This is a genomic window from Nonomuraea sp. CA-143628, from assembly GCF_050942315.1.
Taxonomy (GTDB): Bacteria; Actinomycetota; Actinomycetes; order Streptosporangiales; family Streptosporangiaceae; genus Nonomuraea.
The window spans coordinates 9753642-9775405 of the sequence record NZ_CP192072.1 but is presented as its reverse complement, the minus strand read 5'-3'; the positions used below and the strand labels follow the sequence as shown (position 1 = coordinate 9775405).

Below are 21764 nucleotides of genomic sequence, written 5' to 3'. Positions count from 1 at the left end.
GGACGGTCGGTTTTTTCATAGACTTTCATCTGATGAAGTTCGGACTTCATCAGATGAAGCTGGGAGTGTCATGCACATCGTACGGTTTGTCAGCCCGCTGACCAGCACGGACGCGGTCGGCGTCGACGACGGCGACCAGGTGACGCAGCTGGACGGGGTCACCACCGTCGGAGAGCTGCTCCGCCTGCCCGTCGCGGAGCTACGCGAGCGGTGCGCCGCCGCGGCCGGCCCGCGCCACCCGTCCGCGTCCGTGCGCAGGCTCGCGCCCGTGGACGGGCTGATGGAGGTGTGGGCCGCAGGCGTCACCTACCGGCGCTCGCGCGAGGCGCGGGTGACCGAGAGCGAGCGGGCGGCCGACGTGTACGAGCTCGTCTACGACGCCGAACGGCCCGAGCTGTTCTTCAAGTCGGTGGCCTGGAAGGTGTCGGGGGACGGCGGCCGGATCGCCGTGCGCGCCGACTCGGAGATCGACGTGCCGGAGCCGGAGCTGGGCCTGGTGCTGAACTCCGCGGGCGAGATCGCGGGCTACACGGTGGTCGACGACGTGAGCTCGCGCACGATCGAGGGGGTCAACCCGCTGTACCTGCCGCAGGCCAAGATCTACCTGGGCGCGTGCGCGGTCGGCCCGGCGATCCGGCCCGTGTGGGAGGTGGCCGACCCGTACGCGCTGGACATCACGCTGACCATCGCCAGGGCGGGGGAGACGGTGTGGGACGGCAAGGCGTCCACCTCGGAGCTGCACCGGCGCCTGGACGACCTGGCCGGCTACCTGTTCCGCGCCGACGTCTTCCCCGACGGGGCGGTGCTCTCCACCGGCACCAGCCTGGTGCCCGACCTGCCGTTCACCCTGCGCGACGGTGACACGGTGACCATCGGCATCGCCGAGATCGGCACGCTGACCAGCACCGTGGTGCACGGCCTGGCCGCCATGGGCTGAGACGGGCACGCATGACCAGGGCCGGGCACCGTCTTCGGTGCCCGGCCCGTCGTCGTTGTGATTATGGTCCGCAGGGCGGAGTGAAGATGCGCAGGATCCCCTGGCGTACGCCCCAGCCTCCGGACGGCTGGCCGCAGCCTCGCCAGAATTGGCCGACGAGCTTGTCGTTCCCGTCGAAGTAGTCCATGACGAGCAGGACGTCGCCTCCGCCCGGGGGAGTCGAGATGAAGGTCGTCGGCTCGGGCACGGGCGCCGAGGCCGACGCGGTGCTCGCCGGTAGCAGCGTGAGCGCGGCGGCGACGGCGGCGGCCACGAGGACGGCCAGCACCCATGCCAGGACGAAGCCGACGCCGCGCGGGCGGCTGGATCTGATCATTGAGACGTCCCTTCCTGTGAGTTCTCCAAAAGGAGGGCGTTCCATCGCGTTCCGTGGCGGGACAGCTGACGACAGCAAACGTTTACCGTCCGGCCATCCAAGATCACCTAACCGGCCAATAATGATCTTTACGTTTGCGGCGTTTGTGCGTTGCCCCCACCGATAGTGGAAGGACATTCGTCCGCATCCCCACCCGGGCCGTCGTCGCCGTCATGTCGGCGATTCTTGCCCTGAGCTCCGTGAACTCCGCCGGAACCCCGGCCTTCGCGGACACCGACCCCGCCCTCGCCGCGCTCACCCAGGTCGTCCCCGAGATCGTCGAGGAGGCCAGGACCACGCCGCCCACCGAGATCCCCGAGGGCGACGTCCAGCGGCCCTTCGCCATCGCGACGGACCCCGACCGCACCCTGGTCGCGACCGTCAGCGAGACCGACATCGGCATCGGCATGCCGGAGGCCGCCGGCGACGGCAGCCAGCCGCTGCCCGGCCTGGTCACCTACGCCGCCAAGCAGCCCAGCGTCGCCTACGCGCACCAGCGCACCGGCCAGATCGCCCGGGCGATGACCATCATCAAGGACGCCTCGGCGCCGACCGAGTACCGATTCCCGATCTCCGCCCCCGAGGGCAGCGAGCTGGAGGTCGAGGAGGACGACCGCACCGTCCTGATCTACAACAACGACATCTACCTCGCCGAGATCGACCTGCCCTGGGCCAAGGACGCCAACGGCAACGCGGTGCCGACCTCGTACCGCGTGGAGGGCATGACGCTCATCCAGACGGTGAACCACGCTACCCGCACACTTTCCGGAGCACCCATGCCTGGCTCGGGCCGCCCCGCCCCGACCGCGGACGGCGGGCCGGACCGTGCGAGCCTGGCCCCGGACGGCGGGTCGGACCGTGCGAGCCTGACTTCGGACGGCGGGTCGGGTCATGCCGACCTGATCACGGTGGGCGAAGGCGCCGCCAAGGTCACTCTGCAGTGGAAAGGGCGGCTCCCGGCACCTCGGCTGTCCGGCGAGACGGCCACGTACCCCGACGTCACGATCACGATGCCGATGGCGCCGGCCAGGCCCTGGACGAACCGGGTGGCGATGAGTGGGACTCATCGCGCACAACGCCGAGGTGAGCACGTACGCGGCGACGCCGGCCAGCAGGGGGCGGCGCTAACCGTATCGGTCGGACAGGGGACCGGCGACGAGCTGTCCGAGGGCCAGCCCGAGCAGACAAGCGGTGATGGTCAGCTGCGCGGTCGAGGTGGCCGATTCGAGCTCGGCGGTGAGCGCGGGCAGGACGGGCAGGTAGAGGTCCATGGAGATCGGACCGAAGATGGTGAGCAGGCCCAGGACGACCGCGAGGGCGCGGCCGACAGTTTGTTCGCGCGCTCCTGGCGACTGGCGACCGGTCGGGGTTGCCGTCAGGTCAACGTTCGTGGGCGTGGGGGTCACGCCGGTTCCCTCCATGTACGGGATGCGTCGACCAGGTCAGGAGTCGGTCGTGGCGGCCGACTCGATCCGGACCGTGACCCGGTCGCCCGCGTCGGCGAGCCTGTCCAGGCCGGCCTCGACGGCGCCGAGGCGGATCAGGCCCGGGTCGGGCACCGCCTGGCCGAGGTCGTCGTAGTAGATGGCGATCACCCCGCTCGGTGGCCAGAAGTAGATGCCGCCCGGGGCCGGAACATGGACCGGCGTGCCGCCCTCGGCCGTGAGTGCCCGCGGCAGTCGCCCCGCCTTCGCCTGCCCCCACGCGTCCGTCAGCCGTACGGTCATCGGCAGCATCGCGGTGAACTGCCGCGACGGCGGCGTGTCGGTCAATGTCGCGGCGACGGCATGGTCACCGAACCGCAGGACCACCGGCATCCCCGACGCGGAACCCGACGGTGGTCCGAATCCGGTGATGGGCGGGTCTGCCGGGACAGAGCATCCGACCACCGAGGCGGTCAGCAGGGCAACGGCCAGGCAGCGGGCCCAAGCGGCATCGGTCATGGCAGCCAGCAAAGTCGGAGCCGACCCGGGTGAGGAAGTCACTCCTGATGGGTGCACTGTCAGTACATCCCAACTTGTCGGCGGCTGTCGTACCGTCGGGTCATGGACAACCGGCTCCAGGTGCGCGAATTCCTCACCTCGCGGCGCGCCAAGATCACCCCCGCGCAGGCGGGCATGCCCGCCGCCGGCCGGCGCCGGGTCCCCGGACTACGGCGTAGTGAGGTCGCCGCCCTGGCCGGGATGAGCGTGGAGTACTACGCCAAGCTCGAACGCGGCTCCCTGGCCGGAGTCTCGTCCGGCGTCCTCGACGCGCTCGCCCGCGCCCTGCAGCTGGATGACGCCGAACGCGTCCATCTGCTCCGCCTCGCGCACGAGGCCGACGGCAGCAACGCGATCCTGCGTCCTCGCCGCCCCAAGCAGCCGACGGCACGGCCCAGCCTGCAATGGATGCTCGACACGATCACCACCGCCCCGGCGATCATCGGCAACAACCGGATGGACCTGCTGGCCGCCAACCACCTGGGACGGGCCATGTACTGCGATGTCTATGCCGATCCCACCAGACCGCCGAATTTCGGCCGGTTCACCTTCCTCGACAGCTCGGCCCGCTGTTTCTACCCCGACTGGGACCTGGCCGCCGACATGTGCGTGGCGAACCTGCGTACCTCAGCCGGCAAGGACCCGCATGACAAGGGCCTGCACGATCTGGTCGGGGAGCTGTCCACCCGCAGTGACGACTTCCGCCGCCGGTGGGGAGCCCACAACGTCCTCATCCACGGCACCGGCGTCAAGCACGTCCGCCATCACGTCGTCGGCGACCTCACCCTCGCCTACGAAAGCATGGACCTGCGCGCCGAGCCCGACCTCACCATGACGCTGTACGCCGCCGAACCCGGCTCCCCCTCCGAAGACGCACTACGCCTGCTCGCCTCCTGGGCCGCCACCCACGACCACACCGACCACCCGCGTATCGAACGCACCTGACCAGCGACAAGGCGTGCGGGAAGTCGTAGCGGTGGTCGCGGGCGAAGTTGGCGGGCTTAATGCCGTCGCCGGGGGCCCAGGGACTGGAAATGAGGGCATGCCGGAGCAAAGGGATGCCAGGCGGGTGCGTCCGAGTCGTTGGGGCCGCCGGCACGATCCTTCAGATTTCCGGGTCAGCCTTCGCCTTTCTCGCACCCCTGGGCGGCCGGTCGAAGGTGACCGCCCAGGGGGCGGTCACCTTCGGGTCAGCTGCTTACCGCGACCGGTTCGGCCTCGGTGCTGGCCGCCTGCGGCTTGACGGCCCCGCGCAGCGGGACCTGGCGGATGAACAGGGCGGCCACGATGCCGATGGCGGCCACGACCGCGCCCCAGGTGAACAGCGCGGTGATGCCGTTGGTGACAGCCTGCTGGAACAGGTGCCGGACCGCTTCGGGCAGGCCGCGCAGCAGCTGCGGGGTCATCGAGGCGGCCTGGCCGGCTACGGCGGGAGTGCCGGTGAGAGTGTCGGCCAGGTGGCTGGTGTAGACGGCGCCGAGCAGCGAGACACCGAGCGAGCTGCCCATGTTGCGGAGGAAGGTCGACACGCCGGTGCCCGCGCCCATGTCACGCAGCGCGAGGCTGTTCTGCGCGATCAGGGTGCTGGTCTGCATCAGCGCGCCCATGCCGGCGCCGAGCACCACCATGTAGAGGGCGGTCACCGTGGTGGAGGTGCCGGTGTCCATGGTGGCGAAGAGCGCGAGACCAGCGGTGACCAGGATGGAGCCGACGATCGGCAGCGACTTGTAGTGCCCGGTCTTGCTGATCAGCTGGCCGGCGGCCAGGCTGACGGCCATCGAGGCGATCATCATCGGCATCAGCAGCAGGCCGCTGTTGGTGGCCGAGGAGCCCTGGACGAACTGCTGGAACTGCGGCAGGAAGCCCATCGCGCCGAACATCGCGAAGCCCGAGATGAAGGCGACCGCGCCGGACAGCGAGAAGTTGAGGCTCTTGAAGACCCGCAGCGGCATGATCGGCTCGGCCACGCGCCGCTCGACGAAGATGAAGGCGACGAACGCGACCACGGCCAGGGCGATCAGCCCGAGGATCTGCCCCGAGCCCCACTCGTACTGGGTGCCGCCCCAGCTGGTGACGAGCACCAGGGCGGTGATCCAGATCGTCAGCAGGCCGGTGCCCCACCAGTCGATCACGGCCTTGCCGGTGCCCTTGGGCAGCTTGGCCAGGGTGATCCAGCACAGGACCAGGGTGACCAGGCCGAGCGGCAGGTTGACGTAGAAGGCCCAGCGCCAGCTCAGGTTGTCGGTGATGAAACCGCCGATGAGCGGGCCGCCGATCATCGCGACCGGCATGACGGCCATCATGACGCCCTGGTACTTGCTGCGGTCGCGCGGCGGGATCATCTCGCCGATGATCGACAGCACGCCGACCATCAGCCCGCCCGCGCCCAGCCCTTGGACGGCGCGGAAGGCGATCAGCTGTGCCATATCCTGGGACGCGCCGCACAGCACCGAGCCGAGCAGGAAGATCGCCACCGCGGTGGTGAAGATCACGCGGCGGCCGTAAAGGTCGCCGAGCTTGCCCCAGATCGGCGTGGCCACGGTGGAGGCCAGGACATAGCCGGTGGTCACCCATGCCAGGTGCTTGAGGCCGCCCAGCTCGCCCACGATCGTGGGAATCGCCGGGGCGACGATCATGTTGTCCAGCATCGCCAGCAGCATGGCGACGACCAGACCGCTCATGGTCACCAGGATCTGACGGTGGGTGAACCCTAACCCGACCTGCTCTTCCGCTCCCGAGGCGGTGTCCGCGCTGTCCTTGGCCATTACGTGAACTCCTGTCGTTCCATAGAACTTACCTGTCGGTCGGCAAGCGTACTTGCTAACCGGCCGGTAGGCAAATAGGCTGTGTAACAGTTTTGGAGCAAGAGGGAAGAGCCATGACCAAGACGGAGTCGGCGCCGGGTGCGCGGCGCAAGGGCAGCCAGACGCGAGCCGAGATCCAGGAGGCCGCGCTGACCCTGTTCACCGAGCACGGCTACGACGCCACCTCTATGCGCGAGATCGCCGAGCAACTGGGCATCACCAAGGCGGCGCTCTACTACCACTTCGACAGCAAAGAGGCCGTCATCGTCAGCCTCTTCACCGACCACATGCGCGCGATGGACGAGCTGCTCGACTGGGCGGCCGGGCAGCCGCACTCCCCGGAGCTGGCCGCCGAGCTCCTGAGCCGGTGGCTCACGATGAGCAGCCGGCAGGGGGTGCGGAACATGCGGTTCGCCGTCGCCAACCACACCGCGCTGAAGACGGCCATGCCGACTGGCCAGAGCAGCCCGCTGGAACGGACCGACCGGGCCACCCGGCTCATCCTGGGGCCCGCAGCCTCAGTGCAGGATCAGCTCAGCGTCCGGCTGGCCCTGCTCAGCGTGCACAGCGCCGTGCTGGCCGCCCAGGGCACCGAGGCGACGAACGACGACATCGTCACCGCCGCGATGCGCACGGCGACACTCCTGGTCAGCCACCTGTTCCCCGACCTGCCTCTCCTCAGCCTCAGGGGACCGGAACCGCCCGCAGAGTGACCGGGCCGAGGAGCGGGTTCAGCTCGTCGGCTTGCGACTGTCCGGCCGGGGTGAGCACGTCCACGGCCTTGGGCACGCCGCCCGGGTCGACGGAGCACAGGGGAGCGGTCCCGCCGGGGGCGCACACGCCGAACTGGTACGGCTGGGGAGTGGCGGTGAAACCCCTGGCCTGGTCGGCGCTGAACCCGTCCTGACCGGCGAGCACGACCGCGAACCGCCAGCCGGGCCCCGGCGTGCCGAAGTCCGCCTTGGGCAGGGCGATCGTGATCGTGCGGGTGGTGCCGGAGCCGCGGACGGCGGCCCCGGTCCGGGCGGCGCCGGTGGCCGTCACCCAGACCGGGGCGGCGAAGCCCTGCGCCTCGACCCGCTGTGACCAGGCGTCCTGCTCGGCGATGCGGTAGTTGCGCTGCGGGAACGCCGGATCAGCTGAGCGCGTGGTCACCGCCGGGTCCTGGACGTAGACGTCGAGCAGCTGGGCGCCGATCTGGCTGCCGAAGGTGGGAGTGAGGTCGGCGATCTCGGCGCGCAGGTAGACGGTGCTCGCGTCCGTGATCACCTGGAACCTGCGCAGGTCGAAGGCGCCCGCGTGGAAGTCGGCGGCCGTCGGGTAGGCGTAGGTCCCCGGCCCGTCGTCGTCGCCGTCGGGGTCGGTGACGTCGAGCACGGTGGTGGCACCGGTGATGTCGCCGACGATCGACCGCCGGGCGTACCCGGTGCGGTCGACGTCGGAGGTGGCGGCGCTTGTGGCGGTCACTGTGTGGCCGTCGGGGGTTGTGGCGGTCACGGTGAGCACGACCTCGCCGAACGAGACCGGCGCCTGGGCGGTGAAGCGGCCGTCGGCTCCGGCCCGTACCGAGACGACCTTGGTGGCGGCGCCGATGTCGATGGGCGTGGCCGCGACATCCACGCGCGCGCCGGGCGCGGTGGTCCCTTCGACCGTGACCGACGTGCCGGTGGCCGTGCTCCCTTCCGCCGGGGCGGTGACGGTGAGCGGCGCCGTCCCGGGCATGCCGTGGGCGGCGTAGCGGCGGCGTACGACCTCGGGCTGCTCGGCTGGGCGGCCCGCCGCGAGCGAGAGGATCAGCCGCACCTCCTGGGCCTGCGCCCAGGTCAGCGGGGAGGCCGAACCGGCGGGCTCGCCGTCGCGGAAGCCGATCGAGGCGGTGGCCGGGTCGGTGCCGTACGGCGCGGCGGCCAGGTCCGGGTTCTCCCACGCCTGCTCCGGGACCAGGCCGGTGCCGGAGGACATGGCCCGCATCGCCGCCAGGAGGGACGCCGCCGTACGCGGGTCGCCGGTCTGCAACGCCTGCTCGGCCCGTTCGCCGGACAGGACCGGCCACAGGTGGCCCGAGCCGGTGTTCGCGGTGGGCCAGGGGCGCCCGGACGGGGCGCAGGAGGTGGGGTCGGGCTCATAGCAGTCGCCGTAGCCGTCCTCGGTGCCCGCGGTGTCGGAGCCGTAGCGGTACCAGCCCCGGCCGTTCGGCGTCGTACGCCCGATCACCCGGTCCAAGACCGGCAGGCTGGCCAGGACATCGGGGTCGGTGGCAGGCAGGATGCCCAGCCGGGTCAGCTCCAGGAACCCCGCGTCCACCACCCGGCGCTGGTCCTCCGTCGGGCCGCCGTTGCCGAGGTTGTACGGGGCGGCGGCGTCCGGGTCGCCGGTGCGTGACAGGCGCAGGAAGTAGCGGGGGGCGTACGGGCCGGTCGTGGTGACCGTCCAGCCCTTGACCGAGCGGGCGAAGTGGTCGGCGGTGGCGCGGTAGAGCCTGGCCCGGCCCTGGTCGTCGCGGCCGGCGGCGATCTCGCCGGCGGCGACGAGACCGGCGATCTCGGCCGCGATCGTGGACGGCGAGTAGCCCTGCTGCTCCTCCCACCGCTCGACGCCGAACGCGGGCCCGTGCGCGACCAGGAAGTCCGCGGCCTGGCGGACGTGTTCCCACAGCTCCGGGCCGATCCCGGCCTGGTGGGCCATCAGGATCGGGTACGCGCTCTCGTCGAGCTGGTCGCCGCCCGAGTCGGGGGCGAGCCGGCCGTTCAGCAGGGAGTTGCGCGGCAGGCGGCCGTCGGGCAGTTGCTGGCGTTCCAGCAGGAAGCGTGCCGTGGCGCGGGCGGTGGCCAGGTCGCCGTCGGTGAGGAAACCGGTGAACGCCTCGTACAGGTCACGGGCGAACACCTCGCGGTACGACCCGAAATAGACCGCCTTGCCGCCCACCTTCTCGCCCGCGCCGACCGCCTGGCCCCATGGGCTGGCCAGCGAGGCGACGACGGCTCCGGGGAAGGTCTTGTCCTCGCTCGCCTTCAGCACGTTGGCGGACAAGAGGTAGGCGTCGGCCAGCGAGGCGGGCGGCTTGCGCAGCCCGGCGTCGTAGGTGGCCCAGCCCGCCTCGTACCGGGCTCGGGTGGTCTCGAACGGCCGGGCGGCGGCCTCGCCCGCGGTCCGCAACGCGGCGGTCGCCGTACGGCCGAAGCCGAGCGCGAAGGTCACCGCACCCGAGCCGTCCAGGGGCAGCCGGGCGGTGGCGACCACGTTGCCGTCCGGGGCGCTGGTGTTGGGGGTCAGCGCGTGGTCGGCGTCCAGTTGCGCGGCGCCGTCGCTGGGGGTGCCCGCGTAGCCGACGCCCGCCTGCGGCAGCCGCCGCTCGGCGCGCAGCGCCAGGTGGGTGGGTACGGCGTAGTCGCGGGCGGGCGCGGAGGTCTCGGTGTTCGGGTCGGAGATCACCGGGGCGCCGGTCGGGCCGTCGACCACGCCGCTGTCGGCCCCGCCGTTCGGCGTGCCGCCGCCTCCGTTGCCGTTGACGCTCGCGTCCAGCCGTACGTACAGGCGCAGTCCGGCCGGTTGGAGCCGGGTCCTGACCACGACGGCGTCGCTGTCCGGATCGGTGAGATAGGTGGTGGTCAGGCGGTAGCGGCCGGTCTTGCTGGACGAGGTGATCGTGCAGGTCATGCCGGAGCGGTCGGTGCTCACCTTGTAGGTGGTGTCGCGGGACTGCAACTCGGTGAACGTCGTGCCGTCGGTGACGGCGAACTGCATCGTCTCGACGTTGGTGTTGTCGATGGTCGGCTCGTAGACGTCGGACAGAACGCCGCCCGCGACCGTGTACCAGACCTTGGAGGCCCGGCCCGCGGCCGTACCGACGCAGTCCTTGCGCGCCGACCCGAAGTGGGACGCCACGCCCGGCCCGGCCGGAGCGGGACCCCGGGCCATGGCGGGCGCGGCGGGCAGCCCGGCCAACGCGGCGGATACGACGAGGGCGAGTGTGAATCGTCGAACCGTGGCCATGCCGTGCCCCCTCGGGTCCGCCCTTTTCCTTGCAGAGAAGACCAGGCCCTGATCCGCGTCAACCCCGACCCGCGGTGAGGCGGCGAAGGCCGTACTCGATCGGGCCGTAACGATGGCTTCGCAGCCACCACCAGCTCAGCCCGAGCAGGAGCGCGTAGATCACCGCGGCCACGCCCATCACGGCGAGCGGCGACAGCCTGCCCGCCAAGGCCAGGCCGTAGCCGGTGAAGATCAGGCAGCAGAGCAGCGACTGCCCGATGTAGTTGGAGGCCGCCACCCGTCCGGCCGGCGACAGCACGCCGATGACGGCGGGAAAGCGCTTGAGGACCTGGAGCAGGGTGACCACGTAGGCGGCGGTCAGCAGCACCGAACCCACGTTGTTCACCGCCAGCGCGACCAGGTCCAGCCCGTCCCCGGATGAGGACGACGCCCAGGTGAAGAAGACCGCGGCGGGCAGGCCGACGCCGAAGCCCACCCACTGGACACGCGGCACGAGATGGGCCCAGCGCTCCTTCTCCTCGAACAGCCTCGACCGGCCCGCCGCCAGCCCGAACAGGAACATCGCCATCGCCATCGGCCCCTGCCCGATCCACACCATCGCGGCCAGCGCCGGGTACGTCTCCACCTGGAACGACAGGAAGCTGAGCGGCCCGCCCGTGACCAGCGCCTCCGCCCGCGCCCCGGCCGCCGCGTCGGTCACCGTCGCCGCGCCCGTCGCCGGGTCGAGCAGGGTCAGCCCGGCCAGCAGCAGCCAGATAACCGACATGACGCCGATGATGGCGCAACCGGTGATGATGGCCTTTCTGGGCGAGATGCCGCGCATCGCCAGCAGGATCACCCCGAGCGTGGCGTACAGCGTGAGGATGTCGCCGACCCACAGCAGGAACCCGTGCAGCACCCCGATCAAGAAGAGCCCGAGGCAGCGCCGCAGCATCCTGGCCTTGACGTCGACCCCGTCGCGCGTCTGGAGCGTGAAGGAGTAGCCGAACAGGAAGGAGAATAGGATGTAGAACTTCGTCAGCACCAGCGTGCTGATGAGGTACGCGACCGGCCCCTCGGTGATGGGCATCGTGCCCGTCCCCACGGAGTAGCCGGGATCGGCGAAGAACCCGATGTTCGCCACCAGGATGCCCGCCAGTGCGAACCCCCGGACGGCGTCGATCTCGTGCACGCGCCGCGAGCCCGGCGCCTCGGTCAGAGTCATGATCCTTACGCTAGAGACGCCGAGCTCCCCGGCACATCGATCCTTGGCAGCCTCCGACACCGACCAAAGTCGCAAGGTCCCATCCCAGAGACCTCAGCCCCGGCGGACCGTCTTCTTCTGCTCCCCCGGAGGGGGTGTCCCGCCTAAGGACCTCAGCCCCGACGGACCCTCTTTTCCTGCTCCTCCGGAGGAGGTATCTCTCCAGAAGGACCCCCGCCACCACGCGACCGTCACAAACTCCGAGACGGTCGCGTGATGGGCCATCTAGTTGACGGTCACACTCCGCAGCAGGCTGTTGTACCCGGTGGAAGCCTCCCAGACGTTGTCGTTCGCCAGCCGGATCGAGTACTCCGGACGCGACGACAGCTGCGGGTCGGGCAGGTCGAGCAGCAGCGCGTACGTGCCCGCCGGCATCCTGGCCGGCAGCGTCACGCTCTGGTCGATGGTCGCCGTGGCGCCCGCGAGCCAGAGGCGGGGGTTGGCGTTGAGCGGGAAGCGGTACACGGCCGACGTGGCGGTGTTGCGCAGGACCAGCGCGACGTCGCGCGGGTTGAAGGGCGCGGCCCAGCCGTCGTTCCTGATCGTGAGGCGCACCGGCAGCGCGCCGCCGCGCGTCGCCGTGCTCGGGTACGTGCCGGTCTGCAGGGCGAAGCGGTAGCCGAGGCGGCGGGTGATCTCGGGCAGGCAGCCGCCGGTGTTCCAGCCGTTGATGACGTCGGGGTGGTAGTCGGTGTTCAGGTACGACCAGTGGAACAGCGACATCTCGCTCATGGCGGTGGGGCAGCTCGAACGCGGCGGGTTGGCGCCGCAGGTCTCCCCGCCCATCGGCAGGTACGCGGTCTCGGCCTGGAGGTAGGGGTATTCGACGGCGGTGTTCTCGTAGGTGCCGTAGTCGTCGGGGCTGGCCAGGAAGCAGTCGTTGTGGTGCCCGACCCGGGCCTGGGCGGAGCCGTTGTACGCCTGGGCGGGTGTCAGCGCGGTGGTGCCGTACATCGTGCGCTTGATCTTGGGTGTGCGGACCTGGATCATCCGCGAGGACGGCAGGACGCTGAGCAGCTTGTCGGTCACGGCCTTGCGGTTGGCCCAGTCGGCGGCGGTGACGGTGCCCTCGTTGCCGAAGTTCTGGGTGTAGTACCACTCGCCCCAGGCGCCGATGAGCCCGGCCTGGACGACCTCGATCACGTCGCTGTTGGCCCTCAGGTAGGGGGCCAGCTGGTCGAGGTGGGCCAGGACCCGGGCCTTGGCGGCGTCGTCGCCGGTGGTGGACTCGGTGTAGGCGAAGCGGACGATGGCCTTGAGCCCGGCGGCCCGTACGGTGGTCAGCTGGTTCTGGAAGCGGGTGAGCGCGGCCTGGCTGATCGCGCTGGTCTTGAACTCGGCCAGGTAGAACACGCACATCACGAGGGAGATGTTCTGCGAGGCGCGGTAGCTCTGGAGGGTGGCGAGGGAGAAGTCGTTCTTGTCGCAGTCGCCGTTGTGGTGGTAGAAGCCGCGCTCGGGGTTGGGGAAGGCGGCGTTCGTCTGGGTGTAGGTCACCGTGGCGCCGCCACCCCCGGTGTAGACGTGGGTGAGCTTGGCGGAGGTCTCCAGGGGCGCCTCGGCCTGGAAGATCAGGTCGGCGTCGTTGGGGGTGGCGCTCTCGCCGAGGTCCGCGCGGGCGACCGTCCAGCGGGCGGTGCCCGAGGCGCTGGAGAAGGTGACCGTCTTGACGGTCGTCCAGCTCCAGCCGCCGCCGTTGTGGCGGTACAGGGTGGCGTTCTCCAGCAGGTAGTCGGCGCCGATGCCGCCCTGGGCGAACCCGGTCGCGGCGTTGCGGTCGGTGTCGATGTACGTCCGGAGGTAGGCGGGCGTGCCGGTGTAGCCGAACTGGTAGGTCACGTTGGTGGCGTCGTTGGTGGCCGACGGGCTGGTGATGGCGGCGTACGCGGGCGGTGCGACGAGAATCGCGCACAGGAACACCAGGCCGGCTAACAGGCGGGACATGGGCGGACCTCTCCTTGGGGGGACGGTGGTCGGCGGGCTCAGCCCTTGATGCCGGTGTGGGCGATGCCCTGGATGAACTGGCGTTGCAGGAAGACGAAGACGGCGATGACCGGCAGGGAGGCGAGCAGCGAGCCCGCCATCAGCACCGGATAGTTGGTCTGGAACTGCCCCTGAAGCGAGGCCAGCCCGGCCGACAGCGTCATCTGCTCCGGATCGGTGTTGACCACCAGCGGCCAGAACAGGTCGTTCCACGACCACAGCAGCACCAGGACGCCGAGGGCGACCAGCCCCGGCCTGGCCAGCGGCAGCATGATCGACCAGTAGATCCGCAGCGGTCCCGCGCCGTCCAGCCGGGCCGCCTCCTCCAGCTCGCGGGGCAGGCCGAGGAAGAACTGGCGCAGCAGGAAGACCCCGAACGCGCTGAACAGGCCGGGCACGATGAGCGCCTGCAGGCTGTTGAGCCAGCCCAGCGACGACATGATCTGGTACTGCGGGATGATGAACAGCTGCGGCGGCACCATCAGCACCGACAGGAAGACCCCGAACAGCAGCCCCTTGCCGGGGAAGCGGAGCCGGGCGAAGGCGTAGGCGGCCATGGAGCACAGCAGCACCTGGCCGACGGTCCGCCCGGCGGCCATCAGCACCGTGTTGAGGAACTGGTGGCCGAAGGGCAGCAGCCCGAACACCTGGCCGTAGTTCTCCCAGTGGCCGCCGGGCAGCACCGACGGCGGCACCTTGGTGGCGTCGCTGAGCGTCTTGAGCGAGGTGATGATCTGCCAGACGAACGGCGTCACCATCACCAGCGACGCGGCGACCAGCACCACGTGCAGCCCGATACGGCGGGTAGTCGCTCCCGTGTCAGGCATAGTGCACCCACCTTCGCTGGAGCCGGAACTGGAACGCGGTCAGCGCGATGATCAGCACCAGCAGCGCCATCACGATCGCCGCCGCGTAGCCACGGTCGTTGGTGACGAAGGCCCGCTCGTAGAAGAGCTGGACCACCGTCTCCAGACGCGGGAAGGCCGGATTCGACCGGGCCGACGAGCCCGAGCCGCCGATCACGTACACCAGGTCGAACAGCTGCAGCGAGCCGATCACCGAGATCACCGAGACGAAGAACGCCGTCGGTGACAGCAGCGGGAGCGTGACCTTGAAGAACTGCCGGACCGGGCCCGCGCCGTCGATCGCGGCCGCCTCGTAGTACTCCTTGGGGATCGCCTGCATCCCGGCCAGGAAGATGATCAGGTTGTAACCGACGCTGCTCCAGACCCCGACCACGACCAGGGCGTACAGCGCGGTGTCCGGGTCGGCGATCCAGTTGGGGCCGTCGATGCCGACCAGTGAGAGCACCAGGTTGACCAGGCCGTACTCGCCGTTGTAGAGCCATCGCCACACCATGGCGATGGCGACCGGCATGGTGACGACCGGCAGGAAGAACATCGTCCGGTAGACGCCCACCCCGCGCAGCCCCTTGGTGTTGAGCAGCGCGGCGAAGACGATGGCCAGCGGGATGGCGAGCAGCCCGAGCACGGTGTAGGTCAGCGTGTTGACCAGCGCCCGGCCCATCTCAGGGTCGGCGATCAGGCGCAGGTAGTTCTCCGCTCCTGTCCAGGTGTGGCCGCCGAAGGCGCCCCATTTGGTGAAGGAGAAGTAGGCGGTCTGCAGGACCGGCCAGAGGTAGAAGACGGCCAGGCCCAGCCCGATCGGGGCGATGAACGCGTACCCCCACAGAGCCTCGACCACGCGGTCCCTGCGCCGCGCCGGCTTCGTGGCGCCGCGGCGGGTGGTGAGCGTCATGTCATTCCTTGGCGAGCAGGGCGTTCATCGCCGCCGCCAACTCGGTGGCGGCCTTCTCGACCGGCTGCTCGCCGGTCCAGGCCTTGGTGAGGTACGTCAGCTCCGCCTCGTTCCAGGCGGCGGTGTTCTTGGAGACCGGGAAGGGCGCCGCGTAGGCCACCGCGTCGAGGAAGGTCTGCAGCTTGAACTCGGGGTGCGCGGCCACCCAGGCGCTCTGGGTGCCGTTGTACGCCGGGATCGGCCCCTTCTTGCCGAGGATGTCGGCGGCCTGCTTGGAGCCGAGGAACTTGACGAACTCCCAAGCCTGCGCCGGGTGCTCGGTCTTGGCCGACACCACGTTGGCCACCCCGTGGATGATCGTGGCCTGCTTCTGGCCCTTGGGCAGCGGCGCGACGTCCACCTTGTCCTTGGTGTAGTCGTTGGCGGCGAACTCCGAGACGTTCCACGAGCCGCCCCAGTACATGGCGATCTTCCCGGCCTCGAACAGCTGCAGCGGGAACGTGTCGGTCATGGTCTTCAGGTCGGGGGACTGCTTGTTCTTGATCAGGTCGGTCCAGAAACGCAGGCCCTCGATCGTCTGCGGGTTGTCGTAGCCGGACTTCTTGCCGTCCGGGGAGATCACGTATCCGCCGGCCTGGTCGATGGTGTTGTACTGGTATTCCTGGAAACTCGTCAGCTGGGCGGCGGTGCCGTAGACGCCCTTGGCCGGGTCGCTCAGCTTGGCCGCCGCCGACTTGAAGTCGTCCCACGTCCAGTCGTCGGCCGGGTAGGGCACCTTCTTGGCGTCGAAGAGCGTCTTGTTGTACCAGACGCCGATCGTGTCCATGTCCTTCGGCAGCCCGTAGTGCTTGCCGTCGAAGGTGTAGAGGTCGGTCAGCGGCTTGGGATAGACCGACAGGTCCACCTTGTCCTTCGTGATCTCCTCCTCCAGCGGGCGGAGCACGCCGTTGGAGGCGTAGAGCTGGAAGTTCGGGCCGTTCATCCAGAAGACGTCGGGCGCCGCGCCGCCCGTGGCCGCCGCCTTGAGCTTGGTCCAGTAGCCCTCCCACGGGGTGAGCTGGACGTTCACGGTGATGTTGGGGTGGGTCGCGGTGAACGTCTTGGCCAGCTCCTCCATCACCGGTTTCTGGTTGTTGTCCCACATCGCGTACGACAACGTGACCTTCTCCTGGCCACCCGCGGCGCCTGGTTCGTCACCGCCCGCCGAGCAGGCGGAGACGGCCAGCACCACCCCGAACACAGCCGCGCCGAGCCGCGCCGACTTCCGCATCCTGGACCTCCCTGACGAGCGAGGCGCGTCCGGCGCCACGGTCTCGAACTTGGGGATAATCATGGAGTCCATGGAAATTAAGTCAAGCATCGATTCGATTACGAGACGACTCAGGCCCGGGGGAAGCGGTCCGGCGAGGCGAGCTGGCCGCCGCCCCTGAGCGCCTGCTCCACGTGGTCGAGCGCCAGCCGGACGGCGCCGAGCGCGACCCCCTCGTCGGCGAAGGCGGACACCCTGACCTCGGGCGTACGGATGCACCAGCGGTCGAGCTCGCGGCGCAGCGGCTCCACGATCAGGTCGGCAGAGCGGGAGAAGCCGCCGCCGACCACGACCAGCTCCGGGTCGAGGGTGAGCACCAGGGCCGAGGCGCCGACGGCCAGGTCCTTGACGTAGCGGCGCACGGCCGCGGCGGCTCGGCGGTCGCCGTTCCTGGCGGCGGCGAACAGCTCGGCGGCCATCGAGTCGGGATCACCGGCCGCTCCGGCGGCTCCGGCAGCGCCGGACTCTCCGGCGGCTCCGGCCGCTTCGGATGGCTCGCCCGGCCATGACTTGAGCTGCTCCTGCGCGCGGATCCAGCCCGCGACCGGCAGCGCGCCGATCTCGCCGGCGGCGTTCGCGAACCCCCGGTGCAGCTTGCCGTCGATGATCAGCCCGGTGCCGGTACGGAGCCCGGCCAGCAGGAACACCACGTCCTTGGCATAACGCGCCACCCCCCGCCAGGACTCCGCGAGCGCGGCCAGCTTGCAGTCGTTCTCGACCATGATCGGCCCGGCCACGATCCGCCCCAGGTGGGCGGCCAGATCGACGCCGGTCCACTCGGGCAGCGCGTCCGAGAGCATGACCCGCCCGGTGCCGTCGACCAGCCCGGTGGTGGACACGCCGGTCGCCCACATGTCGGACGCCGTCAGTCCCGCCCCGGCCAGGCACTCCTTGACGGTCCGGTCCACCGCGGCCAGCCGCTCCCTGCGTCCCATCTCCGGGGTGACCGCGACCCGGCGGCTGTGCCGCGGCTCGCCGTCCAGGTCGGCCACGATCGCCAGGATCTTGTGGCCGCCGATGTCCACGCCGAGGACGTGGCCCGCGTCCGCGCGGAAGCGATAACGCCTGGCCGGGCGGCCGACCGTGCCGGTGGTCGGCTCGGTCTCCACCGCCCAGCCGCGCCCCAGCAGCTCGCGCACCACGTCCTCGGTGGAGGCGCGCGACAGGCCCGTGCGCCGGGAGATCTCGGTCACGGTGAGCCCGGGCTCGCCGCGCAGCGTCCGGATCACGGCCAGCGCGTTGAGCTGGCGGAGCCGGGAGAGATCCCCTCCGCCCAGATCTTCGGTCACCACACCCCCTTGAGGTCTCCTCCCTCACGGCTAATAATGAGGGACTCCATGCTAATTTCGGGAAAGGAACCCATGTCTGGGGTGACTCTAGCCCTCGTGGGCGCCGGGCTGCGCGGGCAGTCGTACGCGCGTCACGCGACGGTGGCCGGCCTGGGGCGCGTGACCGCGGTGGCCGAGCCGGACGCGTACCGGCGCGAAACGGCCGCGGCGGAGTTCGGGATCTCCCCGGACCGGGTCTACTCCGACTGGACGCAGCTCGCGGCGGCCGGCCGGGTCGCCGACGCGGCGATCATCGCCACCCAGGACCAGCTGCACATGGACCCGGCCGTACGCATGGCCGACCTGGGCTATCACATTCTCCTGGAGAAGCCGATGGCACCCAGCGAGCAGGAGGCGACCGCCATCGCCGACGCGGCCGAACGCAACAAGATCATGCTGGCGGTGTGCCACGTCCTGCGCTACACCCCGTACACCAGGACACTGAAGCGGCTGCTCGACGGCGGCCGCATCGGGCGGCTCGTCAGCGTCCAGCATCTCGAACCGGTCGGCTGGTGGCACCACGCCCACTCCTTCGTCCGCGGTCACTGGCGCCGCCAGGACACCTCGGCCCCGATGCTGCTGACCAAGTCGTGCCACGACATCGACTGGCTGATCCACCTGTTCGGCCGGATCCCGGCCAAGGTCAGCTCGTTCGGCAACCTGACCCACTTCCGCGCCTCCGAACGCCCGGAGGGCGCGGCCGACCGCTGCGTCGAGTGCCCGCTGGAGCCGAGCTGCCCGTACTCGGCCAAGCGGCTGTATCTCGACTGTCTCGGCGATCCGGACAGCGAGTTCTGGCCGCTGTCGGCGGTCACGCAGGCGCGCACCGAGGAGGGCGTGCTCCAGGCGCTGCGCACCGGGCCCTACGGCCGTTGCGTGTACGCCTGCGACAACGACGTGGTCGATCACCAGGTGGTGAACATGGAGTTCCCCGACGGGGCGACCTGCTCGTTCACGATGAGCGCGTTCACTCCGATGGAGCACCGGCGCACCCGGCTCCTGGGCACGCACGGCTACATCGACGGCGACGGCTGTACGCTGCGCCTGACCGACTTCCGTACCGGCCTGGAAGAGGTCGTCGACCCCCACGCCGAGGGCGGTCCGTCGGCGGGGGACGGGCACGGGGGCGGGGACGAGGCGCTCACGGACGCCTTCCTCGCCGCGGTCGCCACGGGCGACCCGGCGCTGCTCCACTCCGACGCCACCGAGAGCCTCGCGACCCACCGCGTCGTCTGGGCGGCGGAACGAGCCAGGGCTACGGACACCGTCGTCCACCTGGGGTAGTGCGCGTACGCCGTTCCGCCGCCCGGGAACGGTACGCGGCGTGCCTATCAGAATGCTGATGGATGCACCCCCAAAGGACTATTGGCGGCCTATGGCCTCCGAGGATGAGCATGGGGTCATGACCCAACGCATTCTGATCGCACTGACCAGCCACGCCGCACTGGGTGACACCGGCAGGGACACGGGCTTCTACGTCCCGGAGGCGGCCCATCCGTGGGAGGTCTTCACCAAGGCCGGCTTCGAGGTCGACCTCGTGAGCGTCGCCGGTGGCGAGCCGCCGCGCGACGGGGTGGACCTGGACGACCCCGTCCAGCGGCGCTTCCTCGCCTTGCCATCACTTGGCGACACACCTCGGCCGGAGGATGTTGATCCGTCCGGGTACACCGCGATCCTGTTCGCCGGTGGGCACGGCACGATGTGGGACTTCCCCGACAACCCTGCCTTGGCCGCTCTGACCCGTACCATCTGGGAGAACGGCGGCGTCGTCGCCGCCGTGTGCCACGGCCCGGCCGCCCTGGTCGGCGTGACGCTGTCCGACGGCACGCCGCTGGTGGCGGGGCGCCGGGTGGCGGCCTTCACCGATGCCGAGGAGGAGGCCGTCGGGCTGACCTCGGTGGTTCCCTTCCTGCTCGCCTCCCGCCTGCGCGAACTGGGCGCCGAGCACGTGCCCGCCCCCGACTTCCAGCCCCAGGTGATCCGCGACGGCCGCCTGGTGACCGGCCAGAACCCCGCCTCCGCCTCAGGCGTGGCCGAAGCCATCCTGTCCGCACTGGCCGACGTCCCCGCAGGCGCCGGCGCGGAGAGTAACGGCGTATTCCGGAGCGGTACAGGGGGGACATTGTGAGTGACCGGGCGGCGGATTCCGGCGCGACACCCGCGAACCACACGGACATCATCGTGCGGACCAGCGACGGTCCCATGGGCGGATACCTCGCACGCCCCGCCGGGGACGGCGTGCATCCGGCCGTCATCCGCCGAGCGCCTTCAGGCCGACGGGATCAGGCACGAGATGGTCGTCTTGACCGGCGCCCCGCACGCCTTCCTGGCACAGGAGGACTCGCCGTACCACGCCGAGACCTGGCAGCGCATCGAACGGGCCCTCGCCGACGAACTGACCTGAGCCGTCCCGAGCCGCGGGAGAACCCTCAAGTAGCATCTGTCGTGCGGGCCGAGCGACATTTCCACTGGTCATGAGGGGTGCAGGCGGGTGAACAGCGCAAGGGATCCCGAGGCCGAGATCCGGGCTCGGCTTCAGGAGCATTGGGAGGCATCCGAACGCGGCGATGTCGACGCCGAGCATTCGATCTACGCGGCGGACGCGATCCTGGACTACCCGCAGTCGGGCGAGCGCTTCAGCGGCCGGTCGAGGATCCAGGCACAACGCGGCGGGCACCCGGCCGAACGCCACTTCACCATCCGCCGGATCCTGGGCGGCGGCGACGTTTGGGTGAGCGAGTGCGTGATCACCTATGACGGCGTGCCCACACACTCGCTCAGCGTCATGGAGATCACCGATGGTCTCGTTACGCACGAGACCCAATACTTCGCCGACCCCTTTCCCGCGCCTCCCAGCCGGGCCGCGCTGGCTGAGCCGATCCCGGTACGCGACCAATAGGAAACGCACGCTCGGCCTGGCCGGGCGTGCGTTTCCTATTGGTCGATCGGCGGTCTCGCTCGGCCAGGTCGCGTAGTCGTCTCCCTGGACGACGGGCCGTTCGCGGGGTCAGGCCGCGACAGGTGAGTACGCGGCCGCGTCCCCCGTCAGCACCGTGCTGGGCCGTCCGTCCACGTCCACCGGGACGTCGCCCGCGATCGTGACCCGGTGCAGGCGGCGCGGCTGGTCGCCGAAGTCGTGCACGACGCGGTGCTGGGTGGCGCGGTTGTCCCAGATGGCCACGTCGCCGGGCGCCCATCGCCAGCGGACGGTGTTCTCCACCTGGGTGACCTGCTCCTGGATCAGCTTGATGACCGAGGCGGAGGTCTGCGCCGACAGCCCGGTCAGCCGCTTGGCGAAGTCGCCCAGCAGGATGGCCCGCTCGCCCGTCTCCGGGTGGACGCGCACCACCGGGTGCTCGGTCTCGTAGACGGTGGCGGCGAAGACCTCGGCGTACTCGCGGGCCCGCGCGGGGTCCTCCGACGTCGCGATGCGCGCGTAGTCGTACTGGTTGGTGTGTACGGCCCGCAGCCGGTCGAGCAGGTCGCGCAACTCGGCGGGCAGGTACTCGTAGGCGGTAACGGTGTTGGCCCACAGCGTGTCGCCACCCGCCGGGGGAACGGTGATGGCCCGCAGGACCGAGGCGAGCGGCGGCCGGTCGACGAACGTGACGTCGGTGTGCCAGCGGTCGACCTTGTGCCCCTTGCGATAGTCGAGGTCGAGGATGTGCGCGTTGTCGTCGTGGGCGGGCACGGTGGGGTGCGCGGTGGTCAGGTCGCCGAGCAGCCGGGCGAAGGCGACCTGACGCTCCTCGTCCAGGTGGTCCTGGCCGCGGAAGAAGAGCACCTTGTGGGCGAGCAGCGCGAGGCGGATCTCGGCGACGACGTCGGCGGGCAGGTCGCCGCCGAGCCGTACACCGCCGACCTGGGCGCCGATCCGGCCAGCTACGGGGTCGATGTGCAGGTTTGACATGGATGTGGTCCTTCCAGGAGATGGGATGTGGCCGATCAAGGGAAGGACGGACAGAGTGCGCTGGCCACGCGGCAGAAGTCCACGTGACCTCGGATGGTGAGA

General features: G+C 70.2%; 19 protein-coding genes. 6 read left to right on the top strand and 13 right to left on the bottom strand.

The features are described 5' to 3' along the window. Positions 1-70 precede the first annotated feature (70 nt). Positions 71-937, top strand: a complete 867-nt coding sequence (locus ACQP2T_RS44290; RefSeq protein ID WP_433510845.1) for a fumarylacetoacetate hydrolase family protein — start codon at positions 71-73, stop codon at positions 935-937. Between the two features lie 61 nt (positions 938-998). Here the strand turns inward: ACQP2T_RS44290 and ACQP2T_RS44285 are convergent, their stop codons facing one another. The 4 genes from ACQP2T_RS44285 to ACQP2T_RS44270 all read right to left on the bottom strand — a co-directional run bounded on the left by ACQP2T_RS44285 (position 999) and on the right by ACQP2T_RS44270 (position 3169). Continuing rightward, positions 999-1313 carry a DUF6289 family protein gene (locus ACQP2T_RS44285; protein WP_433510844.1) on the bottom strand — a complete coding sequence of 105 codons (315 nt, stop codon included), beginning with the start codon at positions 1311-1313 and terminating at the stop codon, positions 999-1001. 103 nt (positions 1314-1416) lie between these two features. Then, positions 1417-1809 carry a hypothetical protein gene (locus ACQP2T_RS44280; protein WP_433510843.1) on the bottom strand — a complete coding sequence of 131 codons (393 nt, stop codon included), beginning with the start codon at positions 1807-1809 and terminating at the stop codon, positions 1417-1419. Between the two features lie 667 nt (positions 1810-2476). Next, complete coding sequence (locus ACQP2T_RS44275) at positions 2477-2758, bottom strand: hypothetical protein (RefSeq protein WP_433510842.1); 282 nt, start codon at positions 2756-2758, stop codon at positions 2477-2479. A gap of 36 nt (positions 2759-2794) precedes the next feature. Further along, positions 2795-3169: a cyclophilin-like fold protein gene (locus ACQP2T_RS44270; RefSeq protein ID WP_433519911.1), complete on the bottom strand. Its 375-nt coding sequence runs from the start codon at positions 3167-3169 to the stop codon at positions 2795-2797. A gap of 228 nt (positions 3170-3397) precedes the next feature. On the opposite strand from ACQP2T_RS44270, the gene ACQP2T_RS44265 reads away from it, so the two are divergent. Continuing rightward, positions 3398-4279, top strand: a complete 882-nt coding sequence (locus tag ACQP2T_RS44265) for a helix-turn-helix transcriptional regulator (RefSeq protein ID WP_433510841.1) — start codon at positions 3398-3400, stop codon at positions 4277-4279. A gap of 245 nt (positions 4280-4524) precedes the next feature. Here the strand turns inward: ACQP2T_RS44265 and ACQP2T_RS44260 are convergent, their stop codons facing one another. Continuing rightward, the gene (locus ACQP2T_RS44260) at positions 4525-6099 is read right to left on the bottom strand and encodes an MDR family MFS transporter (RefSeq protein ID WP_433510840.1); all 1575 of its coding nucleotides are present in this window, start codon (positions 6097-6099) and stop codon (positions 4525-4527) included. Positions 6100-6212: 113 nt separating this feature from the next. Between ACQP2T_RS44260 and ACQP2T_RS44255 the strand changes: the two genes are divergently transcribed. Beyond that, entirely contained in the window at positions 6213-6851 is a 639-nt protein-coding gene (locus ACQP2T_RS44255) for a TetR/AcrR family transcriptional regulator (RefSeq protein WP_433510839.1), read from the top strand. Here the strand turns inward: ACQP2T_RS44255 and ACQP2T_RS44250 are convergent. From ACQP2T_RS44250 to ACQP2T_RS44220, 7 genes are all read right to left on the bottom strand, one after another. Then, complete coding sequence (locus ACQP2T_RS44250; RefSeq protein WP_433510838.1) at positions 6823-10131, bottom strand: glucodextranase DOMON-like domain-containing protein; 3309 nt, start codon at positions 10129-10131, stop codon at positions 6823-6825. The two genes, ACQP2T_RS44255 and ACQP2T_RS44250, sit on opposite strands and share 29 nt — an antisense overlap. A gap of 58 nt (positions 10132-10189) precedes the next feature. Further along, positions 10190-11335 carry a DUF418 domain-containing protein gene (locus ACQP2T_RS44245; protein ID WP_433510837.1) on the bottom strand — a complete coding sequence of 382 codons (1146 nt, stop codon included), beginning with the start codon at positions 11333-11335 and terminating at the stop codon, positions 10190-10192. 264 nt (positions 11336-11599) lie between these two features. Continuing rightward, on the bottom strand, positions 11600-13318 hold the full coding sequence (locus ACQP2T_RS44240) for a DUF4832 domain-containing protein (RefSeq protein WP_433510836.1): 1719 nt from the start codon (positions 13316-13318) through the stop codon (positions 11600-11602). A gap of 38 nt (positions 13319-13356) precedes the next feature. Beyond that, positions 13357-14184: a carbohydrate ABC transporter permease gene (locus tag ACQP2T_RS44235; protein ID WP_433510835.1), complete on the bottom strand. Its 828-nt coding sequence runs from the start codon at positions 14182-14184 to the stop codon at positions 13357-13359. Beyond that, complete coding sequence (locus ACQP2T_RS44230) at positions 14177-15115, bottom strand: carbohydrate ABC transporter permease (protein ID WP_433510834.1); 939 nt, start codon at positions 15113-15115, stop codon at positions 14177-14179. Before ACQP2T_RS44230 ends, ACQP2T_RS44235 begins: the two co-directional genes overlap by 8 nt. A gap of 1 nt (position 15116) precedes the next feature. Next, on the bottom strand, positions 15117-16385 hold the full coding sequence (locus ACQP2T_RS44225; protein ID WP_433510833.1) for an ABC transporter substrate-binding protein: 1269 nt from the start codon (positions 16383-16385) through the stop codon (positions 15117-15119). Between the two features lie 110 nt (positions 16386-16495). Beyond that, positions 16496-17713, bottom strand: a complete 1218-nt coding sequence (locus ACQP2T_RS44220) for an ROK family transcriptional regulator (protein WP_433510832.1) — start codon at positions 17711-17713, stop codon at positions 16496-16498. 72 nt (positions 17714-17785) lie between these two features. Here ACQP2T_RS44220 and ACQP2T_RS44215 point away from each other — a divergent pair, with 72 nt between their 5' ends. The 3 genes from ACQP2T_RS44215 to ACQP2T_RS44205 all read left to right on the top strand — a co-directional run bounded on the left by ACQP2T_RS44215 (position 17786) and on the right by ACQP2T_RS44205 (position 20651). Continuing rightward, positions 17786-19036 carry a Gfo/Idh/MocA family protein gene (locus tag ACQP2T_RS44215; RefSeq protein WP_433510831.1) on the top strand — a complete coding sequence of 417 codons (1251 nt, stop codon included), beginning with the start codon at positions 17786-17788 and terminating at the stop codon, positions 19034-19036. Between the two features lie 118 nt (positions 19037-19154). Continuing rightward, positions 19155-19880 carry a type 1 glutamine amidotransferase domain-containing protein gene (locus tag ACQP2T_RS44210; RefSeq protein ID WP_433510830.1) on the top strand — a complete coding sequence of 242 codons (726 nt, stop codon included), beginning with the start codon at positions 19155-19157 and terminating at the stop codon, positions 19878-19880. A 363-nt stretch (positions 19881-20243) separates the two neighbouring features. Further along, the gene (locus ACQP2T_RS44205; protein ID WP_433510829.1) at positions 20244-20651 is read left to right on the top strand and encodes a nuclear transport factor 2 family protein; all 408 of its coding nucleotides are present in this window, start codon (positions 20244-20246) and stop codon (positions 20649-20651) included. Between the two features lie 108 nt (positions 20652-20759). Here the strand turns inward: ACQP2T_RS44205 and ACQP2T_RS44200 are convergent, their stop codons facing one another. Next, positions 20760-21662, bottom strand: a complete 903-nt coding sequence (locus ACQP2T_RS44200) for a TauD/TfdA dioxygenase family protein (protein WP_433510828.1) — start codon at positions 21660-21662, stop codon at positions 20760-20762. Between the last annotated feature and the right edge of the window lie 102 nt (positions 21663-21764).

Excerpts from the sequence above, each read along its gene's own strand:
- ACQP2T_RS44230 (WP_433510834.1), bottom strand. The coding sequence starts at position 15,115 with ATGACGCTCACCACCCGCCGCGGCGCCACGAAGCCGGCGCGGCGCAGG.
- ACQP2T_RS44235 (WP_433510835.1), bottom strand. The coding sequence starts at position 14,184 with ATGCCTGACACGGGAGCGACTACCCGCCGTATCGGGCTGCACGTGGTG.
- ACQP2T_RS44240 (WP_433510836.1), bottom strand. The coding sequence starts at position 13,318 with ATGTCCCGCCTGTTAGCCGGCCTGGTGTTCCTGTGCGCGATTCTCGTC.
- ACQP2T_RS44200 (WP_433510828.1), bottom strand. The coding sequence starts at position 21,662 with ATGTCAAACCTGCACATCGACCCCGTAGCTGGCCGGATCGGCGCCCAG.
- ACQP2T_RS44265 (WP_433510841.1), top strand. The coding sequence starts at position 3,398 with ATGGACAACCGGCTCCAGGTGCGCGAATTCCTCACCTCGCGGCGCGCC.
- ACQP2T_RS44225 (WP_433510833.1), bottom strand. The coding sequence starts at position 16,385 with ATGCGGAAGTCGGCGCGGCTCGGCGCGGCTGTGTTCGGGGTGGTGCTG.
- ACQP2T_RS44260 (WP_433510840.1), bottom strand. The coding sequence starts at position 6,099 with ATGGCCAAGGACAGCGCGGACACCGCCTCGGGAGCGGAAGAGCAGGTC.
- ACQP2T_RS44215 (WP_433510831.1), top strand. The coding sequence starts at position 17,786 with ATGTCTGGGGTGACTCTAGCCCTCGTGGGCGCCGGGCTGCGCGGGCAG.
- ACQP2T_RS44290 (WP_433510845.1), top strand. The coding sequence starts at position 71 with ATGCACATCGTACGGTTTGTCAGCCCGCTGACCAGCACGGACGCGGTC.
- ACQP2T_RS44250 (WP_433510838.1), bottom strand. The coding sequence starts at position 10,131 with ATGGCCACGGTTCGACGATTCACACTCGCCCTCGTCGTATCCGCCGCG.
- ACQP2T_RS44245 (WP_433510837.1), bottom strand. The coding sequence starts at position 11,335 with ATGACTCTGACCGAGGCGCCGGGCTCGCGGCGCGTGCACGAGATCGAC.
- ACQP2T_RS44270 (WP_433519911.1), bottom strand. The coding sequence starts at position 3,169 with ATGCCGGTGGTCCTGCGGTTCGGTGACCATGCCGTCGCCGCGACATTG.
- ACQP2T_RS44285 (WP_433510844.1), bottom strand. The coding sequence starts at position 1,313 with ATGATCAGATCCAGCCGCCCGCGCGGCGTCGGCTTCGTCCTGGCATGG.
- ACQP2T_RS44255 (WP_433510839.1), top strand. The coding sequence starts at position 6,213 with ATGACCAAGACGGAGTCGGCGCCGGGTGCGCGGCGCAAGGGCAGCCAG.
- ACQP2T_RS44210 (WP_433510830.1), top strand. The coding sequence starts at position 19,155 with ATGACCCAACGCATTCTGATCGCACTGACCAGCCACGCCGCACTGGGT.